Source organism: Verrucomicrobium spinosum DSM 4136 = JCM 18804, from assembly GCF_000172155.1.
GTDB lineage: Bacteria > Verrucomicrobiota > Verrucomicrobiia > Verrucomicrobiales > Verrucomicrobiaceae > Verrucomicrobium > Verrucomicrobium spinosum.
Window position 1 is genome coordinate 5866915 of record NZ_ABIZ01000001.1, and the last position, 24753, is coordinate 5891667.

Annotated in this window: 12 protein-coding genes; 3 read left to right on the forward strand and 9 right to left on the reverse strand. The window is 60.6% G+C overall.

The genetic code is table 11. The annotated features are described in order from the left end of the window. The first annotated feature begins 38 nt into the window (after positions 1–38). Together VSP_RS37140 and VSP_RS23750 are read left to right on the forward strand one after the other, a co-directional pair. Positions 39–1643, forward strand: coding sequence for a DmsC/YnfH family molybdoenzyme membrane anchor subunit (locus VSP_RS37140; RefSeq protein ID WP_009963834.1), 1605 nt, complete (start codon positions 39–41; stop codon positions 1641–1643). A gap of 16 nt (positions 1644–1659) precedes the next feature. Then, entirely contained in the window at positions 1660–3837 is a 2178-nt protein-coding gene (locus VSP_RS23750) for a molybdopterin oxidoreductase family protein (protein WP_009963835.1), read from the forward strand. 377 nt (positions 3838–4214) lie between these two features. Here the strand turns inward: VSP_RS23750 and VSP_RS23755 are convergent, their stop codons facing one another. The 7 genes from VSP_RS23755 to VSP_RS37150 form a co-directional block, all read right to left on the reverse strand. Then, positions 4215–4706: a PaaI family thioesterase gene (locus VSP_RS23755; protein ID WP_029190704.1), complete on the reverse strand. Its 492-nt coding sequence runs from the start codon at positions 4704–4706 to the stop codon at positions 4215–4217. A gap of 227 nt (positions 4707–4933) precedes the next feature. Further along, complete coding sequence (locus VSP_RS23760) at positions 4934–5959, reverse strand: aldo/keto reductase (RefSeq protein WP_009963837.1); 1026 nt, start codon at positions 5957–5959, stop codon at positions 4934–4936. 105 nt (positions 5960–6064) lie between these two features. Then, positions 6065–6742 carry an HD domain-containing protein gene (locus tag VSP_RS37145; RefSeq protein WP_009963838.1) on the reverse strand — a complete coding sequence of 226 codons (678 nt, stop codon included), beginning with the start codon at positions 6740–6742 and terminating at the stop codon, positions 6065–6067. Between the two features lie 31 nt (positions 6743–6773). After that, positions 6774–10781 (reverse strand): hypothetical protein, encoded by a 4008-nt coding sequence (locus VSP_RS43185; RefSeq protein ID WP_009963839.1) that lies wholly within the window; start codon positions 10779–10781, stop codon positions 6774–6776. Next, positions 10778–15454: a hypothetical protein gene (locus VSP_RS43465; RefSeq protein WP_232289504.1), complete on the reverse strand. Its 4677-nt coding sequence runs from the start codon at positions 15452–15454 to the stop codon at positions 10778–10780. The genes VSP_RS43185 and VSP_RS43465 overlap by 4 nt, the downstream gene beginning before the upstream one ends. A 14-nt stretch (positions 15455–15468) precedes the next feature. Continuing rightward, positions 15469–19053, reverse strand: coding sequence for a hypothetical protein (locus VSP_RS23780; protein WP_157211025.1), 3585 nt, complete (start codon positions 19051–19053; stop codon positions 15469–15471). A gap of 907 nt (positions 19054–19960) precedes the next feature. Further along, entirely contained in the window at positions 19961–20299 is a 339-nt protein-coding gene (locus VSP_RS37150) for a DUF2917 domain-containing protein (RefSeq protein WP_009963843.1), read from the reverse strand. A gap of 149 nt (positions 20300–20448) precedes the next feature. Here VSP_RS37150 and VSP_RS23790 point away from each other — a divergent pair, with 149 nt between their 5' ends. Beyond that, positions 20449–21909 (forward strand): aminotransferase-like domain-containing protein, encoded by a 1461-nt coding sequence (locus VSP_RS23790; protein ID WP_009963844.1) that lies wholly within the window; start codon positions 20449–20451, stop codon positions 21907–21909. A 128-nt stretch (positions 21910–22037) separates the two neighbouring features. On the opposite strand, the gene VSP_RS23795 is transcribed toward VSP_RS23790, so the two are convergent. Both VSP_RS23795 and VSP_RS37155 read right to left on the reverse strand, forming a co-directional pair. After that, positions 22038–23297: an FtsW/RodA/SpoVE family cell cycle protein gene (locus VSP_RS23795; RefSeq protein ID WP_009963845.1), complete on the reverse strand. Its 1260-nt coding sequence runs from the start codon at positions 23295–23297 to the stop codon at positions 22038–22040. A gap of 224 nt (positions 23298–23521) precedes the next feature. Further along, positions 23522–24718, reverse strand: a complete 1197-nt coding sequence (locus tag VSP_RS37155; protein ID WP_009963846.1) for an FtsW/RodA/SpoVE family cell cycle protein — start codon at positions 24716–24718, stop codon at positions 23522–23524. Positions 24719–24753 lie beyond the last annotated feature (35 nt).

Here is a 24753-nt window from a genome sequence, read left to right on the forward strand (position 1 = left end):
GACTTTTCACTTTTCACTCTTAACTTTTCACTTCACCAATGACCCTCGACCACCGCACCTCACTCGTGGACAAGCTCCTGGCCGAACAGCAGGACTTTTCCACCGCGGTGTCGAAGTTCTCTGAATGGCATGACCAGGCCCACGATGAGCCGCTCCAGGCGCGTTATTACAAGAACCTGATCCCCCTGAGCAAGCCGCTTAAAGGGGAGCAGTACGCGTTCGAGGTGAATCTGGACCAGTGCACCGGCTGCAAGGCCTGTGTGGCGGCCTGCCACTCCATGAACGGGCTGGATGAGCACGAGAGCTGGCGGGACATGGGGGCGCTGGCCGGCTGCCGGGACGAACCCTATGTCCAGACGGTCACCACGGCGTGCCACCACTGCACAGACCCGGCCTGCGCCGAGGGCTGCCCAGTACTGGCCTATGAAAAGGACGAGGAAACCGGCATTGTCCGCCATCTGGATGACCAGTGCATCGGCTGCTCGTACTGCATCCTGAAATGCCCGTACGATGTGCCCAAGTACAACCCCAAGCGCGGCATCGTGCGCAAGTGCGACATGTGCCAGCAGCGTCTGGCGGTGGGTGAGGCTCCCGCCTGTGTGCAGTCCTGCCCGAACGGCGCGATTGCCATCCGCATTGTGAAGATGGACGTGGTGAAGGAGGCCACCCGCAAGCCGGGCAAACGCCTGCTGCCTGGCGCGTTTGATTCCTCCTACACGCATCCCACCACGAGTTATGTTTCCTCGAAGCCAATTCCTGACTTCGCCCGCCCCCAGCATGACGGGGAGCTGCAACTGGAGGAGATGCACGCGCCCCTGGCCTGGATGCTGGTGCTGACCCAGATGGCCACGGGTATTTTCATCGCTGCCCTCTGCTCATGGGTGGAACCTGCGAAGATGCAGGCGCTGAGCCTGGCCGCACTGGTGGTGCTGGCGGCTGGTCTGGGCACCAGTGTGCTGCACCTCGGGCAACCCTTCCGCGCCTGGCGGGCTTTCCTGGGCTGGCGGAAGTCCTGGCTGAGCCGTGAGGTCATGGCCTTCGGTGGATTCTTCAAGATCGGCGCGCTTGCCTGGTGGTTCAATCATCCCGCCCTGGTCGGCCTCACCGTCGCGGCGGGTCTGGCCAGTGTCTTCTGCTCCTGCATGGTGTATGTGGACACGCGCCGCTCCTACTGGGCCGCACCCATCACCTTTGCCAAGTTCTTCGGCACCACGGTGCTGCTGGGCAGTGCCAGTGCGGCCGCCGTGCTGGGGTGGTTGCAGATGCTGGACCTGTGGCAGGGCGGGCCGGTGTATGCCACCCTCTTTGCGGCCGCCGCCGTGGTATTCCGCATTGGACTGTTCGTTTATGAGTGGTCGCTGCAATCCTCTGCCCTCGGCAACAGCCACCACCCCTGCCATCGCTCTGCCAAGACACTGGCCACGCTGGCACAGAGCGCCCAGCAGGTGCGGGTGCTCCTCTTCATCATCTCCACCGTCTTCGGATTCCTGGCCATGGGCAATGTGGGCAGCCTCATTGCGGCTTGGGCCACCATCTCACTCGTAGCGACCTTCTCCTCCCAGGTGATCGAGCGTCATCTCTACTTCGCCGGCGGAGTCGCCACCCGGATGCCCGGGGTGCCGATGACTCCGCACCATCATTGATTGCCCCCTCACTGGAATGAACATGAGCGCGCGCCTCCCTGAACTGATCCGGGCCTTCAACGGCCCCATGACCAAGGAATTGGTGCAGGAGCCAGCCAAATTTGGTCTCGGCAGTCTGCCCTCCCGCACCCAGCCCGTCTCCGTGGCCCACGCGGTGTGCGGCTTCTGCTCCACGGGCTGTGGTCTGAAGATCCATCTGGATGAAAAGGGCCAGGCCATCAATCTCACGCCCAACACGCAGTACCCCGTGAACCTGGGGATGGCGTGCCCGAAAGGCTGGGAGGCGCTGACTCCCCTCTACGCCGCGGATCGCGCTACCACTCCCCTGCTGAATGGTGAAGCCGTGGACTGGGACACGGCCATGCAGGTCTTTTGCCGGAAGTTCGAGGCCATCATGGACCAGCACGGGCGTGAATCCGTGGCCTTCCTCAGCACCGGCCAGATCATGGTGGAGGAGATGGCCTTCCTGGGTGCCCTGGCCAAGTTTGGCATGGGCATGGTGCACGGCGATGGCAACACCCGCCAGTGCATGGCCACCGCCGTGGCGGCGTACAAGGAGAGCTTCGGCTTCGACGCCCCGCCCTACACCTATGCGGACTTTGAGCAAGGAGACGTACTGGTGTTTATTGGTGCGAACCCCTGCATCGCCCACCCCATCATGTGGCAACGGGTGCTGTCCAATTCGAACCAGCCCGAAATCATCGTGGTGGATCCGCGCAAGACGGAAACGGCCATGGCCGCCACCCAGCACCTGCCGATTCTCCCCAAGTCGGACCTGCTACTCTTCTACTGCCTGGCCCACTGGCTGGTGAAGCACGGCCACGTGAAGCCGGAATACATCGCGGACCACACGAACGGCTACGAGGGCTTCTGCGAGTTCCTCAAGGACTATGCGCCGGAGCAGCATTACGCTTCGTTGGGTCTCAGCGAGGAGGAGTTCCTCAAGTTCGCGGAAACGATCGCAAACGGTAAGAGCGTCTCCTTCTGGTGGACCATGGGAGTCAATCAGGGGCATGAGGCCACACGCACAGCGCAGGCCATCATCAATGTGGCGCTCATGACCGGCAACATCGGCCGTCCGGGCACCGGGGCCAACTCTATCACGGGACAGTGCAACGCGATGGGGTCCCGTCTGTTCTCCAACACGACCAACCTCATCGGTGGGCATGACTTTACCAAGGCAGAGCATCGTGCCAAGGTGGCCCAGGCGCTGGATATTCCCGAAGAGCGCATCCCTCAGAAACCCAGCCTGGCGTACGACCAGATCGTGCAGGGCATTGAAGAAGGCCGCATCAAGGGCCTCTGGATGATCGCCACCAATGCCGCTCACTCCTGGATCCAGCAGAAGCGCATTCGCGAGGTGCTGCAAAAGCTCGATTTCTTTGTGGTGCAAGACATGTATGCCACCACGGAGAGCGCGCAGCTCGCTCATCTGGTGCTGCCCGCCGCGGGCTGGGGTGAAAAGGAGGGCACCTTTATCAACTCCGAGCGCCGCATCGGGGTCTCCCGCAAGGTTAGCCGCGCCCCCGGGCAGGCGTTGGCAGATTTTCACATCTTCCGCCTCATCGCCGAGTACTGGGGCTGCGCCTCCCTCTTCCGCTCCTGGACCTCTCCGGAGGCCGTGTTTGAGCGTCTGCAGCAGGTGACAAAGGGACAACCTTGTGAAATCACCGGCATCAAGGGCTATGACATGCTGGAGAGCCACGGTGGCATGCAGTGGCCCCTGCGCCCGGGGGATGAGCCCGGCAAAGAGCGTCGGCTCTTTGAGGACGGGAAGTTCTACACCCCGGATGGTCGGGCGAAGTTTGTGTATGAGGCTCCCCACGCCGTGCCCGAGCCGCCCGATGCCGAGTACCCCCTGGTGCTTCTCACCGGCCGTGGCACATCAGCGCAATGGCACACGCAGACACGTACCGGCAAGTCCGCCATCCTGCGCAAGCTGCATCCCACCGCGCTCATGCTGGACATCCATCCCGAAGACGCGCTAAAGCTGAAGATCCGGGACGGCCAGACGGTCACCGTCAGCTCCCGGCGAGCCAACATCACTGCGCAAGCGAGAGTCAGCACCACCATGCGCCCCGGTCAGGTGTTTCTGCCCATGCATGATCCGCAGGTGAACCAGCTCACGCTGAGCGTGGTGGATCCGTACAGCCGCCAGCCGTCCTACAAGCATTGTGCAGTAAGGGTGGGGTAGAGAACTGGGGCAGGAAAAGTAGTGCAGAGCTTTAGCTCGTCAGTCGGGCTATTGAACGCTTCCAATACCGAGCCAAAGCTCAGGACTCCTTTGATCAGCGCATGCGGGATCGGTGTTGACAATCTCCTGGCAACATCCCGCTCCGGCCACTCAAAACATAGCTCGACTGAGCGGGGCTGGGAACCCCCGCCACCTTTTTATCCCGAGCCACCGTGCACGCGGCTGCGTAGGTTGCACCTCGTGGACTCCGGTGACTGATGCAGATTGCCAATCGGCGGCACAGCAGATTGACAATCTGCGCTACGTTTCCGATCAGCCCATCACCTCAGGTCTTCTGTCTTTCGTCTTCCAGTCTTCTGTCTCAGACTTCGTCGGCCTCAGATCTCCAGGCACGCACAGTGAGTTTCAGGAAACTGCACCACATCATCCTCCACCACCAGCGTCACCTCAGCCACTGCCACCAGTGCCTCTTCACCGACCTCGGCCCCCTGGGAATAGATGTCCACCTCCACCACGGCGATGCTGCGCGAACACCGCAGCACATTCGCAACCGCCCTGACCGTCCGGCCGGTCGCTGTCTCAAGGTACTTGAGCTTGAAATCAAGCCGCACCACACTCGATTCCGGTGCCACCACTGACTTGACAGCGCTCTTCGCGGCATGATCTGCCAGGGAGGCCTGCACCACGGCATGCAAGGATTGTTGAGGCTTGCCCATCCATGCCGGCAACTCCACGCGAGCTTCGCACACACCCTCCTCATTTGTCAGTTCCTTCACACCCAGTTGGTTGATGAAGGCGGCATCCACAAAGAGGTTCGTGACCTTGGTCAGCGACACTTCTGGCTCGGGGGATTGGGCGGAGGATCTCATGGAGTTCTACCGGTAGGGGTTTTTGTGAACTCCCCGTCCGCACCGGAGTCTGATGCGGGCTGGGAATTCGGGTCCCATTCTCACTCCGTGAGTCGTGCCCCGCGATGGGATTCACTGGCACTTTTGTCGGACTGACGGGTGTTTTTCCGGGGTGGCTGAAGCTTCTCCTTCTTGCCACCCCTCCGCACGCCATCTCCCTCATCAGGAAATACCCCAAACTTGCGCCCTCACGCCACTGGCGGCGGATTCCTTTCGAAGCCTTGTTGATGCCAGTACGGATAGATCGCGGGAACCTTGCTGGCGGCATCGAGTTTAGCCACCTGTTCGGAGGTGAGATTCCAGCCCACTGCCCCCAGGTTTTGGCGAAGTTGCTCTTCGTTGCGCGCTCCAATGATCACGCTAGAGACGGTAGGACGTTGGAGAAGCCAGTTGATCGCCACCTGCGGGATGGACTTGCCTGTTTCCTGCGCCACGGCGTCCAGGGCATCCACTACGGTAAAAAGGTACTCGTCAGGCACTTGTGGCCCATACTGGGCGGTATCATGCAGGCGGCTGGTCTCAGGCAGCGGCTGGCCCCGGCGCAATTTTCCAGTCAGTCGGCCCCACCCCAGGGGACTCCACACCATCGCACCCACTTTTTGATCCAGTCCCAGCGGCATCAGTTCCCATTCGTACTCACGCCCAATCAGCGAATAGTAAGCCTGATTGGCCACATAGCGGGCAAGACCGTACCGGTCCGCAAGCGCCAGTGACTTCATGAGATGCCAGCCAGAAAAGTTGGAACAGCCCAGATAGCGAATCTTGCCCGCCTTCACCAAATTATCGAGCGTGCTCAGTGTCTCATCGACAGGGGTCATGGCATCGAAACCATGAAGCTGGAAGAGATCGATGTAGTCGGTGCCCAGGCGCTTCAGGCTGCCCTCGATGGAGCGGATCAAATGATGGCGAGAGGACCCGACGTCATTGGGACCGTCGCCTAGGCGAAACGTGGCTTTGGTCGAAATCAGCACCTGATCGCGGCGGCCTTCAATCGCCTTTCCGAGAATCTCCTCTGCCTGCCCGTCGGAGTACACATCAGCGGTGTCGAACATGTTCAACCCGGCCTCCAGACAGATGTCCACCATCTTCGTGGCCTCTGCCACATCACTGCCTCCCCAGGCCTTGAAGAAGGCGGTGCGCCCGCCCCATGTGCCGGTGCCAAAAGTCAATACCGGCACTTTGAGTCCGGACCCGCCAAGCAGTCTGTGTTCCATGAGAAATAAGTCGATGAAGCGTTGTGTTGATGCGTCGCACGCTTCAATACGCTACCCACCCAAGATCAGCCGCACGATCCTTCCAGGAATGCCAACGGAACCCGGCTACAGGGAACCTCCGCCCTCAAATTTAGAGAGCGCGAGCTTTCTCGCCAAGTTCGACCGGGCCTGAGCCTCGTACTTCTCGCGGAACAGCCGGGTCCGGTAAATGAAGTTCCGCTGCAGAAACTTCCGCAGGACATCACGGCGCTTTTCCGCATAAAGTTCAGCCGGCACCCAGTCGTACTCCCGCCGGATGGCCCGGTCATATTCCTCGAACCTCGGCCAGAGCTGCCCCAGGATGGCCAGATCCACATCCACCATCACGGCTCCGTCGGTGTCCGGTTCCGCGTGATGAGTCTTGGTCAGCATTACCAGATCATGAACCTTTCTTGCCAGGTCATCCTGCCCGCGCCCCGCCTCCCGCAGACACTCCAGGGCCAGATCCGCACTGCGCTCCTCATTGTCTGTGGCGCGGGAGTCGTACACCGCATCATGGAACCAGAGCGCAAACTCCACAGCGGGCGCATCTGTCACCAGATGGCGAGCCACATCGAGCCCCGCCAGGCACCCGGAGAGGTGCCGCGAATTGTGGTAGGCCCGGCCGATCTCGCCATACGCCGCCATCAACCGGTCAAACCAAGGCGCTGCCGCACCTTCCAATCCCAGTTCCGTCCACACCTTCTCAAACCTTGCCTTCGTCAAACGCATCTCTATATCCTCCGTCCCCTTCTGGTCCTGCATTTTGTCCCCATCCTGATGCGTTGCGCAACTTCTATCGCATTCTTTTTCTTCTTGCCCGCAGCAGCGCCTCGATCGACACCAACCCTGCCAAGCCAGCCACCAGCGACCACAGTGATGCAGTGCGGGCAGGCTCCCATGGCCGGGAGATCTCCATTTCCACCGTGGCATGATCCTTGAGCTTGCGGAAGTGATACACTGTCCCTGACAGCGGCACGTCCACCGGAAGCGAGAGACGACCCGCTGGCTTAAGTTGCTGAGACGGCGGTTGTTGTGGCGCAAATGGATCCTGCGGCGCGGTGCCAGAAGCAGTGGCGGCAAAGGGGTCTGCTGCTGCCGGGGCCGCGGGAACAGGACTTTCCCAAACCCGGCTCACACCATTCAACATCTTGGCGCGTTGGTGATCACGCGTGGTGTCAAAATACTCGCCGTGTTTTTGCTCCGCACGTTCCATGCCCCGACGTGCCGCCGAGTTGTACTTGTCCAGCCGGAGGACATCCTGGAAGCTGCGGATGGCGGCATCGTAGTCCCCAATGTTGTAGTAGCTGTAGCCCCCCTGAAGAAGGCGCTCCCCTTCGGCAACAGGTGCATTCATTGGAACATCTGCAATGACTGGTGCGTTCGGTGGAGTCCCCTGCGGCATGGGCACCTGCGTTATCGAACCAGACACGACCGTTGCCATCTGCTGCGAGTCGGTGGAATTATTGTAGGCATTGGCCCTTCCCAGATTCGCCCCTTTTGAAGGAGTGGGTTTTGCCTCCGCATTTTTGGACGCCGCAGCCTCATCCTTGAATTCATTCTGCGGCTTGCCCGCTGCAAAGAACTTGTTGTCCACCGCCACGTTGTCATTCAGCACCGTGTTGTCCCCGAGTGCCACGGCTCCAAAGTCAGCAGTGGGAGCAAGAAGCTGCCTACCATCGGCCAAGCTGTTGGCTGTCCAACTGTTGCTGCTCACCCCTCCCTGGGGAATCTGGGGCGGGTCGAATTGTCCCTGCACAGCACCGTTGCCGTTCGTCCGATTCCCGAAGACCGGCACCTTGAGGCGGTTTTCATCCAGAACGATGGATTGTTGCTGCAGTTGCTCCTCGATCTGCCGGTTGCTTTTGGACAAGGTAGCATCGTCATCCGCGAGAAATTCCTTCCCCTTCATCTTGGAAGGCTTGCGGTTGTAGGAACTGCTCTTCTTGTTCTGCTGGTACTGTTTGAGCTCCTTCAGTTGCTTCTCGGCATTCCCCAAGGCTTCTTGCGCGTCCGCCTGACTGATGTTGGCGGAGCTGGCCACACGATTCAGTCGCATCGCATCGCTCAGTTTCTGCTGGGCTTTTTCATCCTCATAGACTTCCTCAACGACAGCTTCCATGTTCCCATCAACGGAGCCCAGATCGTATTTCTCCGGCACCCACACATTCCACAGAGTGCGCTCTGCAGAGAGGCCGACCAGTTCAGGATCATCCAGCTTCGTACGCCCCTTCAACCCCTTTCGGTCCGAGGCATTCACACGATAGACCAGCTGCACCTGCTGGGACAGCTCACCGGGGCGCATCTGAATGAGCGGAATCAGAAACAGGGATTTCCCGTCACGCTCTCCCAGGTCCGCACGCACCCGCTCGCCACCCACTGTCACCGAAACCAGCTCTGCCCCTTCCGGCAGGCGCAGGGGCAGGAACTGCAGTGACCGGTTGGCCAGGGAGTACACCACTGTCTCCCACCGCTCACCATTCGGGCGCAGGGCGGAGGTGATGTCCGCGAGAGTGACGATGGCGGCATTCCCCGCAGTGGCCTCCGTGCGTGAGAAGCTGAGCTTCACATCTGCCTGGTCATTCCGCCCGAGGAAGTACTGGGCCTGCCCCAGTGCCGTCGGCAGATACGGCACATTCTGCGCGACCGTCTCGTCCACCCCTTGCAGGGAGGACTTCACCTCGCTGGCAGACGCATTGTCCACAATGAAAAACCGGCGGGCTCGCGTTGCCCCGTCCACCCTCACCAGAGGGAGCGACTGATTTCCCTCCAGCGGCACTTCCCAATCGAGGGTCGCCGCCGCCGTGTTCAAGACATCACTCTGGAATCCCACGGTGTACTCCCTCCGGTCTCCCACCACCTTCGACTGGGAATCCCGTAAATTGACTCCTCGCACCCTCGCCTCCGGCAGAGAGGCGGGCAGGCTCAGTTTCAATTCACGCAACATCCCCTGATCCATCTGCACTCCCACTTGTTGGGAGTAGAGCAGGCCCGCATCCGTCGCCTGGGCCAGGAGCACGGCATTAACACCGAATTTTGCAGGCTGCGGAAGCAGAGACACGGGTGGCAGATCCGACAATACGGACTCTCTCCCATCCAGGGACTCCCAGCGCAAGGCACGCTTCACCGTCTGCGGCTCCGTCACAGAGAACACGCTCCTTGACGTCGTGACATCAAACTCCCGCCACTTGGATTCTGGAGCCAAACCAATGCGCGTCTCCGTGGCAGCATGCGTGGCGAGATAGGCAACGGCCGTGAGTCCCAAGACGCCCTCCACATTCACCGCAGGCAGCGTCACCGCTGCCGCCGCAGTTCCCGGCGGACGCACCTGAGTCAGATTCAGCACGATCCGCACCTCTCTCAATCCGCTCGCGTCAAACTGGATGAAGACTCCCGTATCATCCCGCTGCCAGCTCTTGATGCCTGGCCCCGTAAGACTCTGCACCTCATACCCCTTGACGAGCGGCACATACGCCTCATGGAGCGGCAGCCGGCCTGCATGGAGCGTCAGGGCAGCGAGGATCTCCACCTTCTCCGCGCTCAACTGATAGACCGCTTCCACCTCGCCTGTGACGCCATTCGGTGCCGGCTCCACCTTGTACTTCAGAGTCGCCTGTCCCGGGGCAATCCAGTACCCAAGACCAACGGCACTGGCATCCGTCCGCCGCTCCAGTTCTGGTCCAGCCACAGGCGTCACGACCAGGGCCGGGGAGGCTCGCAGCCCCACCGCCCTCTCAAGCCTCGTCGCCAGGGCACCCACGTACGGCGCGATTCTCTCCCCCGCAGCGCCGGGTGCCGCACGGCTGAAATCAGCCGTGAAGGTGAACTCATCACGCACCGGGGCCGCTGTGGTAATTTCCGCAAACTTTCGCGCCCCATTTTCGCGAAGGACCACGGACCGGACGCCCGTAGCGGACCAGCGCAGCAGTTGCAGATCACGATCTACCTCCAGGGTGAACTGGCGGCGCTCGGCTCCGGGGAATCTGAACCGGGCCAAGACGTCCACCCTTTCCTGCAAAGGGCGCGCCGTCACATAGGATTGCACCTCCGCCACTGCTGGCAAGGCCATGCCGGTTGCCCGTCGGGCGGGTTCGCGCTGTAACTTGAGCTCCCGCACTCCGGCCAGGGCAAAGGTGAAGACACGACGTCCATCCCTCACCTCTTCAGATACCATTTGAGCCCCCACCCCTGCCCCCAGACCAGGCAAGCCATCCGTCAGCGGCACCATCACCCGCAGCACACTGGAGACCGCCACCGGGAGTTTGAGAGTCGTTTCCTGCCACCCCTGGGGCAGGGCACGGGAGGCCTTTCCGGCCAGCTCATGCGCCCCCGGTTTCTCAATGAGGACCGCTCCATCCTTCAGCGGCGCAGCATGGCCATCGAGCGTCCATTGACTGCCTGCCGAGTCCCCCAGGGCAAACTCAAGCGGCAGGGTTCGCCAATCGCCCTGAGTGGTCGCCTGCAGCCTGCTGCCCACCACCACCTCAGTCTCGCGCACCTCCACCTCATGCAGCGCCAGGTTCACCACCGCCGCCTCGCCCTTCAGCCCCTCCTGGTCCTTTTCCGGGCGACGGGCCTCCTTGGCCAGGTCCCACAGTTTTTGAAAGGCATCGTAGTCGAGGTAATAACGCTCCGGCTTCTGCCCCTGCAATGGCCGGGAGGCATCAAAGGGAACGATCACCGAATGCACCGCGGGGTCCGCGGGAAACTCCGGCTTCTCCTGTGCCCTCAAACCGTGGCTCAAGGCCAGACAAAGAGCCCCTCCGACCACCAGCTTTTGATGGTTGAGTGAGGAATGGTTCATACCGCGAACTCCTTTCCGCGAATCTGCCGTGATGACGGGACCGGAGTGGACCAGAGCAGGAGTTTCCATAGAAGTCGAAGGCCAAAGCCCAGCAGCCAGCCCAACAGGACGGCATTGCAAGAGGGCAACAAGTGGGGGAACAAAAGGGGCGGCACGAACGTGAGCAGCAGACAAAGGAAGAGAGTGGTCATCCAGGGGCGATCACGCCCGATCAATCGGAACGCCAGGGCTCCAAGGATCACCAGAAGACTGGTGCGGAACAATTGCCAGTCCCAGGAGACGTAGTGAATCACGAGCGGCTCTGCCTTTTGATGGCCGGAGAAGCCCAGGACTTGCCCAGCAGTCGGAAGGTCCAGCTCCACTGGCAGAATCCCGGCCTTGCTGGACTTGGCAAGTTTGGCTCGCATCCGCTTCAATGCCTCGGCAGTCATGGACTCAACATAAGCCTCGACCCGATCCAATTGAACCTGAGTTCCCCTGACGATCAGTTGGTTGGTCGACGCGACATAAACGGCGGACGAACCCTCTGGAAAACTCACCCCGCTGCTGGAGAGGATCTCCAGAGCAGTTCCTTTTCTCGTCAATGCAGAAGGAACTTCGCCCCGTCTCGCAAACGGATCCATCGGCTCAGTCCCACCCGCATTCATGGTAAGGAAGCCTGGAGGAACCTTGAAAGTTCGTGTGTACATCTCGGCCCCCACATCCGACAGAGGGACGATCACCACAGCGAATGGCTCTATCCTGTACTTCATTCCGGCCAACTCCGTCACATATCGCAAAGCCTCACTCATGGGCACATCCTTGAGATCCAGGCTGATCTGCGCCGTGCTGGGCGTGGAACCAGACTTCATAATCAGATTGATTCCCTTCCTTGAAGGATCTCTCTCCACCGTGTCAAAGTCGCGGCTTTTAATTCGCAGAAACTCAATGGCTTCCTCGATCGATGCTCCTTGGAACTGGACTTGGGGAAAGATGATCCTGTTCATCTTGCTCGTGTAGTAGCCACTGGCATCCGCCCCCCCCTGTCCTTTGTCGGACTTTTCCGCGAACTCCTCCATGTTCCATTCATCCACTGACGAGTATGCGCGCTGGAGGTCCTCCACAAAGGCCTCCACCTGATCCAGATTGGGCTGCGTATTGCGAGCCACCAACGCCTCCGTCTCCGCATCGTAGGCCGCATTCGCCCCATCGGGAAACGAGATGCCCTGGGCCTTCAGCAGATCCACCACTGAAACCAACCCTTTGGGCGGCAACTCACTCTTATGGCCGGTCGCCTTGCTCTGCAATTCCAGATAATGCCGCAGCAGAAGCTTGTAGCGCTGCGTGTACTGCTCCGTGCCCACATCAGACAAGGGCCCCACCACGATATGGTCTGTCTTGATGACGTATTTGCAGCCGGCCAGTTCTGTCACGTAGCGTAGGGCTTCAATGAGGGGCACATCTTTCAAATCCAAGCTTATCTGTGCGGTGCTAGGGGTGGATCCCCTTTGCACAACCATCCTCACCCCTTTCTTCTCCGGATCACTTTCAGCGGCCATCCTGTCGAGCGCACTCATCGCCACCTCCAACGAAACCCCCTCGAAATGCACTTTCGGCAAAATGATTCGATTGAACTTCATCGTCAGCGCCTGGATGGCAGCGGCATTATCCGGGCGCTGACTTTCTATCCACCAGTCACTGTCACTCACCTTCGAATCGCCGCCGGGCGTGAACTCAACGGATGCTGCAACAGGGTACCCTGACGCCGGGCTCCAGTAAGGCCACGGAAGCTCATCCCAGAGAGTCGCCAACAAGCTTCGGGGCACATCTGCCTGTACTTCTCCCACTTCCAATCCACCGCCGCTGTGATGCAGGGCGTAGCCGTCTGGTGCATGCACCTTCCACTGTGAGCTCAACACCGGCACCCCGTCCAGCACTGCGGGCGGTTCCAGAGGGGTCTTGCCCCATGAGCCCCATGTGATCGGAGCTGTTTCATAGACCACCTTGGCCGATACAAAATCGGCTTCGGAGTTCAGCACAGGCAACGGCAACCGCAACTGGTCAGCACCCCCCGCCTGCACGGGCTTCACAGGCCGATCCTGCACCAGTGTGCTCAGCAGCACCGCCCCCTTGGGAAGCGCCAACGCGAGGAACTGCCGGCCATTGTGCCGTAGCGTGTACGTCACCTCGTGACGCACCGGACCGTTCTGGCCGATGATGCTCACCATGCGGGCCTGCAACACGAGAGCCCCTGCAAGAGCGGCCGGCTTGTGCCGTTTGGCCGTGATCTGGATGGAGTGTTCTCCACCTGTTGAACTGAAGGCAGCAATCACCCGATGTCTCGGCTGATAGCCGGACACCGCTGGAGGCCGCAGCGAGTCCAGGGGCTGCACACCCTTTGTTTCGAACTCAATCTCCGTATCCGTATTCGCCTCCACCACCCAGGCCGTGGTACGACGTCGGGCTCCGGGCGTGCCGATGTCCGGCAAAGTGGAGTGCAGAGATTGGCCGTCACCGTCTGTCGCAGGCAGGCTCATCCGGAACCGGATGCTCTCCGCGCCCAGCACTTCCTTCCGTAGCGTGAAGTGCCAGACGCCTGAGGCATCATCCAGCACCTGCTCCGCCACCAGCGGAGACGTCACGCGGAACAAAGGCGCCAGCTTGGGATCCAGTTTTACATCGAACTTGCGCAGCGGCGCTCCGTTCACCAGCAGTTCGAGCTGCCCTTCGATCTCCACCTGCCGTGCTCTCGGCAGTGCATAGACAGTCACTGCGACGTCGTGCACGGGCGCGCGGCGCGACACTTCGAACTGAAGCTGCCAGTCCTTCAGGCAATACCAGGCCATGCGGCCTTTCACCGGGGAGAGCCTGATGTCACGGGCCTCAAGGCCGGTCGTGGCAGTCACGTTCACCTTCCACGACTCATCAAATGCCAGGGCGACATATCCCGTGGTCCGGGCTGAGCCAGGAACCTGAAGCCCGCTCAGGGCAATGGCTTCGGAGACCGCGCCTTCTGCAGCAGCCGTGCCGATTTCCTTGCGAGTCCGCACCACAAAGATCGCATCGGTTCCAGCCGCCAACCCTCGGGGCCAAAACAACTCCAGAGCCTGGCCCACCTGTTTCCATTCCAGTGGAGCGGCCCCGGTTGACTGAGCCCCCAGGAAGGTTTCCCCGGCTGGCAGTGTCACCGAAGCCATTTCGGTAGTCCCCGCCTCACCATGAAGGGTGAGAGTCCGGGCAATCGCAGCCTCATGTGCGGACAGGGTGACACTCGTGTCCTGATCCACGCTGAATCGATCCGGTGCGCGGGCCACCGTGATGCCCGTCTTGGCTGGCGGTGCATCGAAGTCCATGGCCGCGACAAATTCCGGATGCTTGCGGATGTCATGGTGAAGAGCCGCCGCCGCCTTGGCGTCCAGGCCAAACACATCCGCTGATTCGCGGAGCACCGCAGGCCAAGTACCATCCGACACCTCCTGCCCAGGTGGAGAACTGCTTCGGAAGAGTTCATCGAACCTCACGTCCACTCCGGAACTGGCAAGGAGCACACAGATCCAGCCATCAAACAGACTGCCTCGTTCGTCCTTGAAAACTGGCAGCGTCGCTTGTGTCGATCCCGAGAGAGGCAGAACCAGGGGCTGCTCAAATCCGATCACGAGGCTCCGCACGGAACCAGGGAGTCCCGCCTCTTCCACCTCCAGACGGTTCCCCTCCACCTTCCACCGGTGCTGACCGATGTCTGACCTTATTCCTAACACCTGTACCCCGGCAGGCACTTGAATGTGCAACCGGCCTCCTTCCATCTCAGGCAGCAGGGCATAGGTCAGCATCGTCACCCCCACCAGCTTGTCCGGGGTGATCTTGCAGATCATTCTTCCACGCACAGCGCTTTCCCGGCCATCCCGACGAGCGGAGTCCGCCCTCTTCCACCCCACGGCGAACACCCGCAGCTTGGATTTCAGGGCGTCGTTTAAGTTAGCGGAAGGCACCGAATAGCGCCCGGCATTTTCAACTGCGCGAATTCCCGCTTTGACCACTTCCCCCTGATAGTTCACCGGCTGCCATCCCGAGGGTAGGTTCAATTTGACCACCGTGGACGATGCGGTTGCCAATGCCGCCACAGGATACGTCAAGTCAAATCCGGGATGCGGTGACGTCACCATAGCGAAGACGAACTTCAGCTCGTGCCGTCCTTCTCCCTCCGTGAGCACTCGCACACTCTCTTCATCGGCATGGATCATCACCGGTCGCTGCGACTTCACATCGACCAGCTTCATGCTTGCGCCATCGCGCACCGGCAGCGGAAGTTCGACCTCGCACCAGCCTTTGCCCAGATTGTTGAGCACATAGCGATACTCCACCTGCACGGTGGGCCCTTCAGACGGCACCGTCACCTCCACACGTGCGTCTTCAACGGCGGTGGTCACCGGCGGCTCCGCATTCTCAATGGGCTTCACCTTGCCTGCGTCGCGAATGAGGGCCTCGTACTGCTTGGCATCGAGCATCACGGCATTCGGATGCTTCTTGAGCACTTCTTCCAGGTGCTTGGTCGGCACCCATAGCTCCACTCGCGTGGCCGGGGTCACCAGAGCCTCCTCTGCGGAAGCTCTCGTCCCCAGAAACGGGCTTGCAGGAAACAACGACGCCACCAGTGCGAGGCACCATGGACGCCGGAATGAATTCAGGCGGGTCATTTCGGGGTCCTCCATTAGGAGTTGCTCTTGCCATCATTCTCCGGGCTGCTGCCCTGGCCAGACGGGGATGCAGGCTCCACCTTGGGGAGTTCCGGCGCGACAGTCTCAGACGCAGCCACCGACGGTGGCGTTGCCGGGGCAGACGTCACTGGCGCAGGCGTGGGGTTGCTGGCTGGAGGCACGACGGCGGGAGGACTCAGTCGCTTCTTGAACATCTGAGCCCGGGCCTTGATTCGCTGAATGACTCCACAGACGAACCACAAGACCGCCACCAAGATCGCCGCCAGCACAGCTCCCTTGGCCACCTGCGCATTCGCAGCGCTTACCAGACCGGTGACGAGCAGACCTCCCAGCCCGAACAGCACCAGGAAACGCAGCTTGTCCGGCAACGGGTGATGCCAGCGGCGCAGCCCCAGCACGATGACGCCGAAAAACACCACCGTCTCCAGGAAATAAGACCAGCCGCGCGAGCGGTAGGAGATGTCTGTGGCAGCCGGTGCCCCCAGTCGATGCAGCACAAAGTTGCGCCCTTGGGTCGGCACCTGGAAGTCGAAGGTGCTGCGATGTTCCGCAGGAATGGCCGGTGCCGGAGTCCAGTCACCGGAGCTCTGGGTGAACTGGGGACCAAAGGCTGGCACCAGCGAGTTGACGATGCCGCGAAAACGGCCCCACCCACGCTCTTTCAGACTCAGGGTCATGGGTCCATTGAATTTCGTGTACTCATGGCTCTCCGGCACATAGAGCGCCTGCTGGGTCTGGAGCACCACCGCCACATCCGCCAGCGTGGGTGGCACAATGGAAATGCCGCCCATCCACCCCATCTTCTCGCCCGCCTTCGGGCTGGGGATCTCATAGACGAACCGTACCGGGAAGGCCGTGTTGCGAGCCGCGGCACCCGAGGGGAGCCGCACCAGGAGATCATCTGAACCTTCCCGCTTCATAGGCCGCTGAGATTGCGTGGACACGAAGACATCACTGACAAGCTTGGCCCCCTTTGGCAGCTGTACGGTGAGGAACTGCCGGGCATTGTTCTTCAGCCAGTAGATGACCTCCGTGGTCTGCGCACGATCTGTGGCCACTGCGGTGGTCAACACGGCATGAGTCACCACGGTCTGGGGCACCTCGATATAAGCGTTGCGCGCCACATCCAGCTTCAAGCTGTGTGGCTGGGTCTTGTACTTGAACGCCAGAAACACGCCTGTCTGCTGGAGCTGATCATTCAGCTCTTTGGGGTCGATCTCCTCAAGGTTCTCCGCCAACGGCTCGCGAATCTCCAGGCTGTCATCCTTCACCACGGCCACCTGGCCGGTCTCCTGGAATACCCCTGGCACATGCACCTGCTGGAGCTCCACCTTGGCCGCCTCGCCGCCTGCACTGGGTTGCTCCAGGTTCAAGGTAATATTGAACACCCCCTGGCGTTCGTTGCGCAAGGTCACCTCCCACAGGGCATAGGCTTCCAGATTGGGCAGCAGCGGGGCCGCCCCCGCCGCCGCTGCGGGCGACTGGTACTCCTTGTTCACCTCTTTCACCAGCGGATCCACCAGACGAAGCTCAGCGACCGCAGCCTTGGGCACCGCGAGGACGAACTTGTCGATCGCGGCGTACGCCACATCAAAGGCCAGCGTCCATTGGTGCAGCGTGGACTGCTCGCGGATCTGCGCCAGCGTCAGCACCTGCACGTTCACCTGAGGCGGCCGCTGTTTGAAGCCCAAGGTGGCCTGGGTCTTGACCGCATCCCGGTGCCGGAAAGCCAGCGTCAGTTCCCGATTCTCCGCGGTGGCCTGTTTGAAGTTGAGCACATTGACGTCCTCCAGCCTCAGATCCCCGATCTGTTTCGTGGTGGCCTCCAGACTGGTGTGCACCACCACGCCGATCTTCGCCTCATACCGGTAGCCGGGCGTACTCAGGAAATAAGTCGGCACCCCCAGGTCCTCAGTGGGAGAGGTCCGCACCTTCTGGCCCTGCACGGTAAACTTGGCACTCCCCAGCGTCTGCGCGTCGAATCGCAGCACGAGGTGGTCTTTCTGCACCGCAGCACCATTGACAGTGACCGCCTGCTTTTCCACACTCCATTTTTCCGGCGGCACTCCTACAACTTCCCAGCCAGTCCAGCCATCAGGCAAAGCCACGCGCGCCTCAAAGAGGCCCACTCGACGGATGTTGTAGGCGAACTCTGTCACCAGTTTCGAGCGATCCCGGTCCACCATGAAGCGGCTCACGCTCTCGACATCCACCTGGGCCACAGCAGGCACCACGCCCACCTGGAGCTTCGCGGGTTGTTTGAGATAACGGTAGGCAGCGACGTTCACCATGCCCTCCGCGCCAGCACCTGCGGCGGTCTGTTGAATGAGGCCCTCTCCTGGTTTTGGGGTGACGTCCAGTTGTGATTCGGCCAGGACGCCGATTTCTCCCCGATCCTGCACCGCTCCCTCCACCACCACATCTGGAACTACCGCGTCCGCAGGCAGCTTGGGCAGGGGCGACTCGAGCGCCAGCGTGCCGCTCCACTTGTCCTTTACCGGAGCGTTCGTCGAAACAATCAACAGCTGACGGTCGCCCTTGGCCTCCAGCTTCCATTCCCTGACATCCGTGCCCGTCACGTTCAGGATTTCCTGCCCGGCTGGCACGCTGAACTTCAACTCGCTCACGGGAGCCCGCAGGATGCGCAGATCCACGGCGGCCTTGGTGGCCACCGATCCGCCCCGCACCTCACTGGTCACCTTGGTCTGGGCCAGGATCAGCGGGGCCAGGGCCGTAGCCGCCTCAGTCTTGCTCCAGGCCACGCCAAACTGGGTGCCGTTGCCAAAGAAGAAGGACAACTCTGTGTCCTCCCCCACCGGACGGGAAGTAAAGGCTGCGGCAGGCTTCACCTCAAACTCCCACCCCTTGCCCGGCACCACCGCTGTGAACCGGGACACGGCCGCTGTCGGAAGCCCGAGCGGCACGGAGAACTTGCCTCCGGTCTTCGTCACCGGGGCGTAGAACTTGAGCTTCAGCTCATACACCCCTTTGTCCGGCACGATCACGTCATAGCCATCTGGCTTGCTGGAGAGCACGGCCTTGCCCGCCTCAGCATCCCCCACGGCGGAAAGCTTGCCGCCCTTGGCCAGCGGAATGGTCAGCCAGCCTTTCTTGAATGACTCCACGGTGATCTTTGCTTCCACGGCCAGGAGATCCCCTTCCACCTTGCCCGTGTACTCGGCCCGCGAAACAATTCCATCCTGCGGCGGCTTGGTCTCCTCCTCGGTCCGTTTGAGATTCAGTTCATTCCAGAGTTCGAGGAATTCCTTGTAAGGCAGGAAGACGCCCTTCCCGCCATCGGTGAACACCTTCTGCAACTCGGTGTACGGCACATAGATCGTGCGTTCACGCTCACGCACCGGCACCCCGGTGTTCTCTGGTGGCTTGGATGGGACGGGGGGCACCACCACCGGAGGGGGCGTCGGCACAGGCGCTGGTGCCGGCAGAGTCACGACCGGTGGAGGCACCGGCACCGTTGGCGGAACTGCCGGGCTCGGTGGAGCGGGATCTTGAGCCGTCAAAAGACGACCCATCGCAAATACTGCGATCAGGGCAGGGAGGATACGACGCGCATTCATGAGGGGGTGGACGAGAGCGGCCGGCACTTGAAAATGCCAGGGCCCGCAAATTGGCTAAAAACCTACAAAAATCCCTGATATGTGACAAGGTTTTCGGAGAAGAACCGTCTGTCACACGTCATAGACCAGGACCGCCTGCATCACGTTGCCGCAGCCCTGCCCTTGGAAAAAACGCAGGTTTCCCATCATGCCGCGGTCTCAACCACCTGGAGTCAGCCCCTTGTCACATCTTTGTAAGGGTATTGTAAGCGGCGAAGTCATCCCTCCGCTTGGTCGCGGTTCACCAAACAATACTCCCAAGCGAGTCGTCCGGACATCTCCTTCGCCACACCTCTGGCGCAGTCCGGTTGTGCCAACCGGCTCACTCGCCATGCCTCCCTTGATCCCCTCCCTGCTCCGCCTACGCAGCAGACCGCGGGGCCGGAGACCCCGCCTCCTGTACTCTGCAGCCAAGTCACCTCGTCACTTGTTCGTGAGTACAGGAGGCGGGGGTTCCCAGCCCCGCTCACTTGCCAAGCCACGCTTGATCCCCTCCCTGCTCCGCCCACCCAATAGACCGCGGGGCCAGAGACCCCGCCTCCTTTATTCTGCGGCCAAGTCACCTCGTCACTTGTTCGTGAGTACAGGAGGCGGGGGTTCCCAGCCCCGCTCACTCACCAAGCGTCCCTTGATTGCTATCCCGCTCCGCCCACCCACAAGACCGCGGGGCCGGAGACCCCGCCTCCTGTATCCCGTGGCCGTCTGACTTTGTGACTTGTTCACGGGTAAAGGAGGCGGGGTTCCCAGCCCCGCTCAGTCGCACGTCCACTGAAGTGGACATGGGAGGGCGAGCCTAGCCATGCGCCAGCATTCAAGTCTGGCGTCTTGTGTCTTCTAGTCTGGAGTCTCCCGCGCAGCGGGCCTCATCTCACGACTCCTGCGCCGTGAGGCGGATCAGAGATGCATGCAACCCCTCCACCAGCACCGACCCGCGTGTCTGTGGCCTGAAGGTCTCACCCTGATGCAGCACGTAGTCCGTCGGATCCCCTTCCTGGGTGATCCAGAGCACCCCCCGCACACAGGTGATCCTTGTCAGCCCCCCAGGCTGCTTAATCTTCACCAGTTCACCGCTCTCCACCTCCCGTTCGGGACAGTCGGCGCGCCAGCTTTTGGGCATGAACGGCAGCCGCGCCACCACGGCTTCCCACGCGCGGGGGAATCCAGAGACTTTGCCAAGTTGAATGGGGTGCGGGCGGCTTGCGTTCATGGACCCAAGGTACCCCTCGCCAGCAATCAGCACAGATTCACCCCTTACTTTTCTGAACCGGTACAGTTCCCTCACCCTCAAACTGTGCTGGTGAACAATTCAATAAAGTGTTACTGTGATGCAGGCATCCAATGAGGCAGGTTTCTCCCATGTCCGTGTCCCCCAAGTCTCCTCCTCTGGTTCCCCCAGAAGGCGTTGGTAATCTTTATGAGCGGGTGGCGGGACACATTCAGGATCTGATTGAAAAGGGCACCCTGCGCCCCGGAGAGCGCATCCCCTCTGTGCGTCGGCTGAGTGAGCAACAGGGCGTAAGCGTCTCCACCGTACTACAGGCTTACACACTCCTGGAAGACCGTGGCGTCATCGAGGCGCGCCCGCAATCTGGCTACTATGTGCGGGTGCAATCTTGGAAGCCGCCGGCAGAACCCGAGATGTCCCGGCCCGCCACGCGCGCCACCCAGGTCACGGTTGGCGAGCTGGTCATGAAGGTGATGAAGGCCATCCGCGATCCCGGCCTGGTAGCCTTGGGCGCAGCGATCCCCAGCCCCGAACTGCTGCCCACGCGGCAGCTGAATAGAGCCATGGCCGCGCTGGGACGGCGTTCCCCGGAGCTCGGCAGCAGCTATGACGTGCCCCCTGGCCTCACCGCCCTGCGCATTCAGATCGCCCGACGCGCCCTCGACGCCGGCTGCGCCCTGTCTCCAGATGAGATCGTGACCACTTGCGGTGGCATGGAAGCACTGCACCTATCCCTTAGCGCCGTGGCCAAGGCCGGCGACACCATCGCCATCGAGTCGCCTACATACTTCGGGATCCTTCAGTGCATCGAGTCTCTGGGCATGAAAGCGCTCGAGATTCCCACCCATCCGCGGGACGGCGTGAGTCTGGACGCACTCGCCTATGCTCTCGAGCACCAGCCCATCGCAGCATGCCTCTTCGTCCTGAACTTCAACAATCCACTGGGCAGCTGCATGCCGGATGAGAACAAGCGTCTCCTCGTGGAGATGCTGGCAGAGCGGGAGATCCCGCTCATCGAGGACGACATCTACGGGGACGTATCCTTCACCCCCCAACGCCCCAAGACCGCCAAAGCCTTCGACAAGAAGGGCCTCGTGCTGCTCTGCGACTCCTTTTCCAAAACCCTCGCTCCAGGCTACCGTGTAGGCTGGGTGGCTCCCGGACGGTTTCAGGAAAAAGTCGAACTGCTGAAGACCGTCAGCACCATCGCCACCGCCACCCTTCCCCAGATGGCCATTGCCGACTTCCTGGCCAATGGAGGCTATGCCCACCATCTACGGCGGGTGCAGCGCGTGTACGCAGACCAGGTCAACCTGGTCAGCGAGGCCATTGCCAAGTATTTCCCCGAAGAGACAAAGCTCACCCGCCCCAGCGGCGGCCAGGTCCTCTGGGTTGAACTGCCCAGCCGCATCGATTCCCTCGAACTCTTCCACCGCGCCCTCTCAGAAAAGATCAGCATCGCCCCCGGCCCCATTTTCTCAGCCAAACAGAAGTTCAAAAACTTCATCCGTCTCAATTGCGGCAATCCGTGGTCTAACACCATCGATCGAGCCCTCAAGACCCTGGGCCGGATCGTGGCGACCATGCGGTAGGGGGGGGCGGCAGCCTCGTCCGTGGCAGAGATTTGCGACAACCGACTGCAACCAGTCAGAATGGTGAACCTGGGAAACGGATCGCGCTCAGGACGGTGTTGACGAGCTTCCAGCGAGTGTACGCTGGGTCAACCAAAAGTGAATTGGCACTCCGGCGGTCTGGCCGCCCCTTCAGCGTCTGTGACGGACGGGGCACAATTTTCTGCTGCGGCTTCCGGAGACGGGAGCGGCGGCGGCACCGGCGCGACATCGTGACGATGGATCCACACACTCTGGACGAGTCCCATCATGAACATGCAAACGAGGAGATAGATGCCACCGCAACTGGTGAAAGGCAGAGACTGACCGGTGGTGGGAAACATGCAGATGTTCATCGCCATGTGCCGCAGAGCGCAGACAAACAACACTGCCACCACTCCCACGACCAGCATCCGCCCCAGTTCATCTCGGGCGGTGTAGGCGACATGAATGCAAAGCAGAAACAGAAGCAAAAAGAGCGCCATCTGCAGCAGTCCACCCAAAAGGCCAAACTCCTCCACGATGACAGCAAAGATGAAGTCGTTGATCGCCTCCGTAGGAGTGAAAAAAGTCCGGTGCACCGAGCGCCCATCTACCTTGCTGGACAGCGGCCCCTTCCCTGCAAAGCCAGCCGATCCTACCGCCACCTTCACCTTGTCGCTCATGTAGGCCTCTCCGCGCACCTCCATGCTCGGACTGGTCATCATCTGGACCATGACGTCCACCCGCTTTTTCTGGTAAGGCTTGAGTCCGAAATGGTACCACAAGGGCACTAGGCATATCCCAGCAACCAGGAGTAGAACCAGATGCCGTCCCGGGATGCTGGCCACGAGCAGCATCAGGATAAGCACAAGACCAATAATCAAAGCCGCCCCCACATCGGGTTGCTTCAGAAAGATCAGAATCGGAATGACTGCGATGCCAATCGCCGTGACGAGCCTCAGCGCGTGATGCCTGAGCAGACGGGCGGAATGATGCAAATAGCCTAGCACAACGGCCAAGCCAACGACGGTCGAGACCATCGCGACAGGGGAAGGAGGAATCAAATAAAGCGGCCATAGATCGATTGGCCTTGAGGAGCCATGTCTGCCGTGGACCAATTGGGGAAGGATCAACCAGATGACGCCACCCACGTACATCACCCATCCTCCCCATCGGACCCACTTGTAGTCGATGAAGGCTGCAATAAAAAAGACGATCATCCCCACCACCGCCCACTGTAATTGAGTGCGCCACATGCCTGACAAATGGAGACCCTCTCTGAACGAGGACGCATTATAAATCGCCCACACGCCCCATGTGACCAAGGCGAACAGGATGATGACCAGCAGCCAATGGAGACGGCAGAACTTGCGAAGGAGGGTACGCATGACGAACTCAGGACTGCGAATGATGATCCCACGCACCCCTGGACCAACTCAGACTCAAGCGCCTCGCGAACGCTCAATGCCAATTCACATCAGTCGAAAATGTCATGAGCGAGCCGCCCCCGCGAACCACATCGCCCCTCCCCGTCTTAAACGATCTTCTTTCAGTTTAAGTTTTCTGTCTTGCGTCTTGAAGTCTTCTGTCTCCCGGCGAAGCCGGGTCAGGGTCAAAACTCATCCATTTCACCCTCGTCATCGCGCCGCCCCTTCTTCTTGACCGGGGAAATGTTGCGGTGGATCCAGACACTCTGAACCATGCCCATGAGGAACATGCATACGATCAGGAAGGTACCGCCATAGCTGGTGAAGGGCAGGGGCAGACCGGTGATAGGCATCATGAGGATGTTCATCCCCATGTTCTGCATGGAGTGGGCAAAAAGCATGCCCACGATCCCGACCACAATGAGCCTGCCTAAATTGTCCCGGGCGTAGAAGGACACAAAGATGCACTGTAACAACAACAGAGCCATGACCACAATCTGCAAGAGCCCCCCTCGAAACCCAAACTCCTCCACAATCACGGAATAAATGAAGTCGTTGATGGCTTCCGTAGGCGTGAAGAACGTGCGATGCACCGAGCGCCCGTCCACTTTGCTGGAGAGAGGCCCCTTCCCTTCGAAGCCCGCCGAGCCCACGGCTATCTTCACCTTGTCTGCCATGTAGGCATCCCCCAGCGTGTCCACCTTCTTGTTGGTGAGCATGTTGACGAACACCTCAACGCGCTTCTTCTGGTAGGGCTTGAGGCCAAAGAAATAGGCAACAGGAAGGATGCACATCACCCCCAAAAACAGGGTGATGAGGTATCGGAAAGGAATGCTGCCCACCAGCAGCATGGCCACTACCACCGGGCCGTAAACAGCAGCAGAGCCGAGGTCAGGCTCCTTTAGCACCATGAGCATGGGCACTCCTGCCAGGATGCCCGACACCCCGAGACGAAGCCAATGATGCCTGAAGACCGGCGCGATCCGGTGCAGATCCCCCAAGACGACGGCGATCGAAACGATGGTCGCCACAATGGCCAACTGGGACGGCTGAACGTCCACAGGGCCCAGGTGAATCTTACTATGGGCACCTTTTTCGCCGAACCCGATGAACTTCACCAAGATCAACCCTGCGATGCCAGCAAGGTACATGATCCACCCGCCCCATCGTACCCACTTATAATCGACCAACGCGGCCGCGCCGAATACTCCCAGGCCCAACACCGCCCACTGCACCTGGCTGCGCCAGACCGTGGAGAGATTCATCCCTTCCCGGAAGGAGGAAGCATTGTAGATCGCCCAAACACCCCACACGATCAATGCGATCATGTTGAGCGCCAGGATCCAGTTAAGACCAAGAAATTTGCGAAAAAGGGGGGTCATTGACAGACAGAAGACTAGAAGACCAAAGACCAAAG

What these genes read in the sequence shown, in the direction of transcription:
- VSP_RS43465 (WP_232289504.1), bottom strand. Translation starts at nt 15,454, where the DNA reads ATGACCCGCCTGAATTCATTCCGGCGTCCATGGTGCCTCGCACTGGTG.
- VSP_RS37140 (WP_009963834.1), top strand. Translation starts at nt 39, where the DNA reads ATGACCCTCGACCACCGCACCTCACTCGTGGACAAGCTCCTGGCCGAA.
- VSP_RS23780 (WP_157211025.1), bottom strand. Translation starts at nt 19,053, where the DNA reads ATGAATGCGCGTCGTATCCTCCCTGCCCTGATCGCAGTATTTGCGATG.
- VSP_RS23795 (WP_009963845.1), bottom strand. Translation starts at nt 23,297, where the DNA reads ATGCGTACCCTCCTTCGCAAGTTCTGCCGTCTCCATTGGCTGCTGGTC.
- VSP_RS23755 (WP_029190704.1), bottom strand. Translation starts at nt 4,706, where the DNA reads ATGAGATCCTCCGCCCAATCCCCCGAGCCAGAAGTGTCGCTGACCAAG.
- VSP_RS23750 (WP_009963835.1), top strand. Translation starts at nt 1,660, where the DNA reads ATGAACATGAGCGCGCGCCTCCCTGAACTGATCCGGGCCTTCAACGGC.
- VSP_RS37155 (WP_009963846.1), bottom strand. Translation starts at nt 24,718, where the DNA reads ATGACCCCCCTTTTTCGCAAATTTCTTGGTCTTAACTGGATCCTGGCG.
- VSP_RS43185 (WP_009963839.1), bottom strand. Translation starts at nt 10,781, where the DNA reads ATGAACCATTCCTCACTCAACCATCAAAAGCTGGTGGTCGGAGGGGCT.
- VSP_RS23790 (WP_009963844.1), top strand. Translation starts at nt 20,449, where the DNA reads ATGTCCGTGTCCCCCAAGTCTCCTCCTCTGGTTCCCCCAGAAGGCGTT.
- VSP_RS37150 (WP_009963843.1), bottom strand. Translation starts at nt 20,299, where the DNA reads ATGAACGCAAGCCGCCCGCACCCCATTCAACTTGGCAAAGTCTCTGGA.
- VSP_RS37145 (WP_009963838.1), bottom strand. Translation starts at nt 6,742, where the DNA reads ATGCAGGACCAGAAGGGGACGGAGGATATAGAGATGCGTTTGACGAAG.
- VSP_RS23760 (WP_009963837.1), bottom strand. Translation starts at nt 5,959, where the DNA reads ATGGAACACAGACTGCTTGGCGGGTCCGGACTCAAAGTGCCGGTATTG.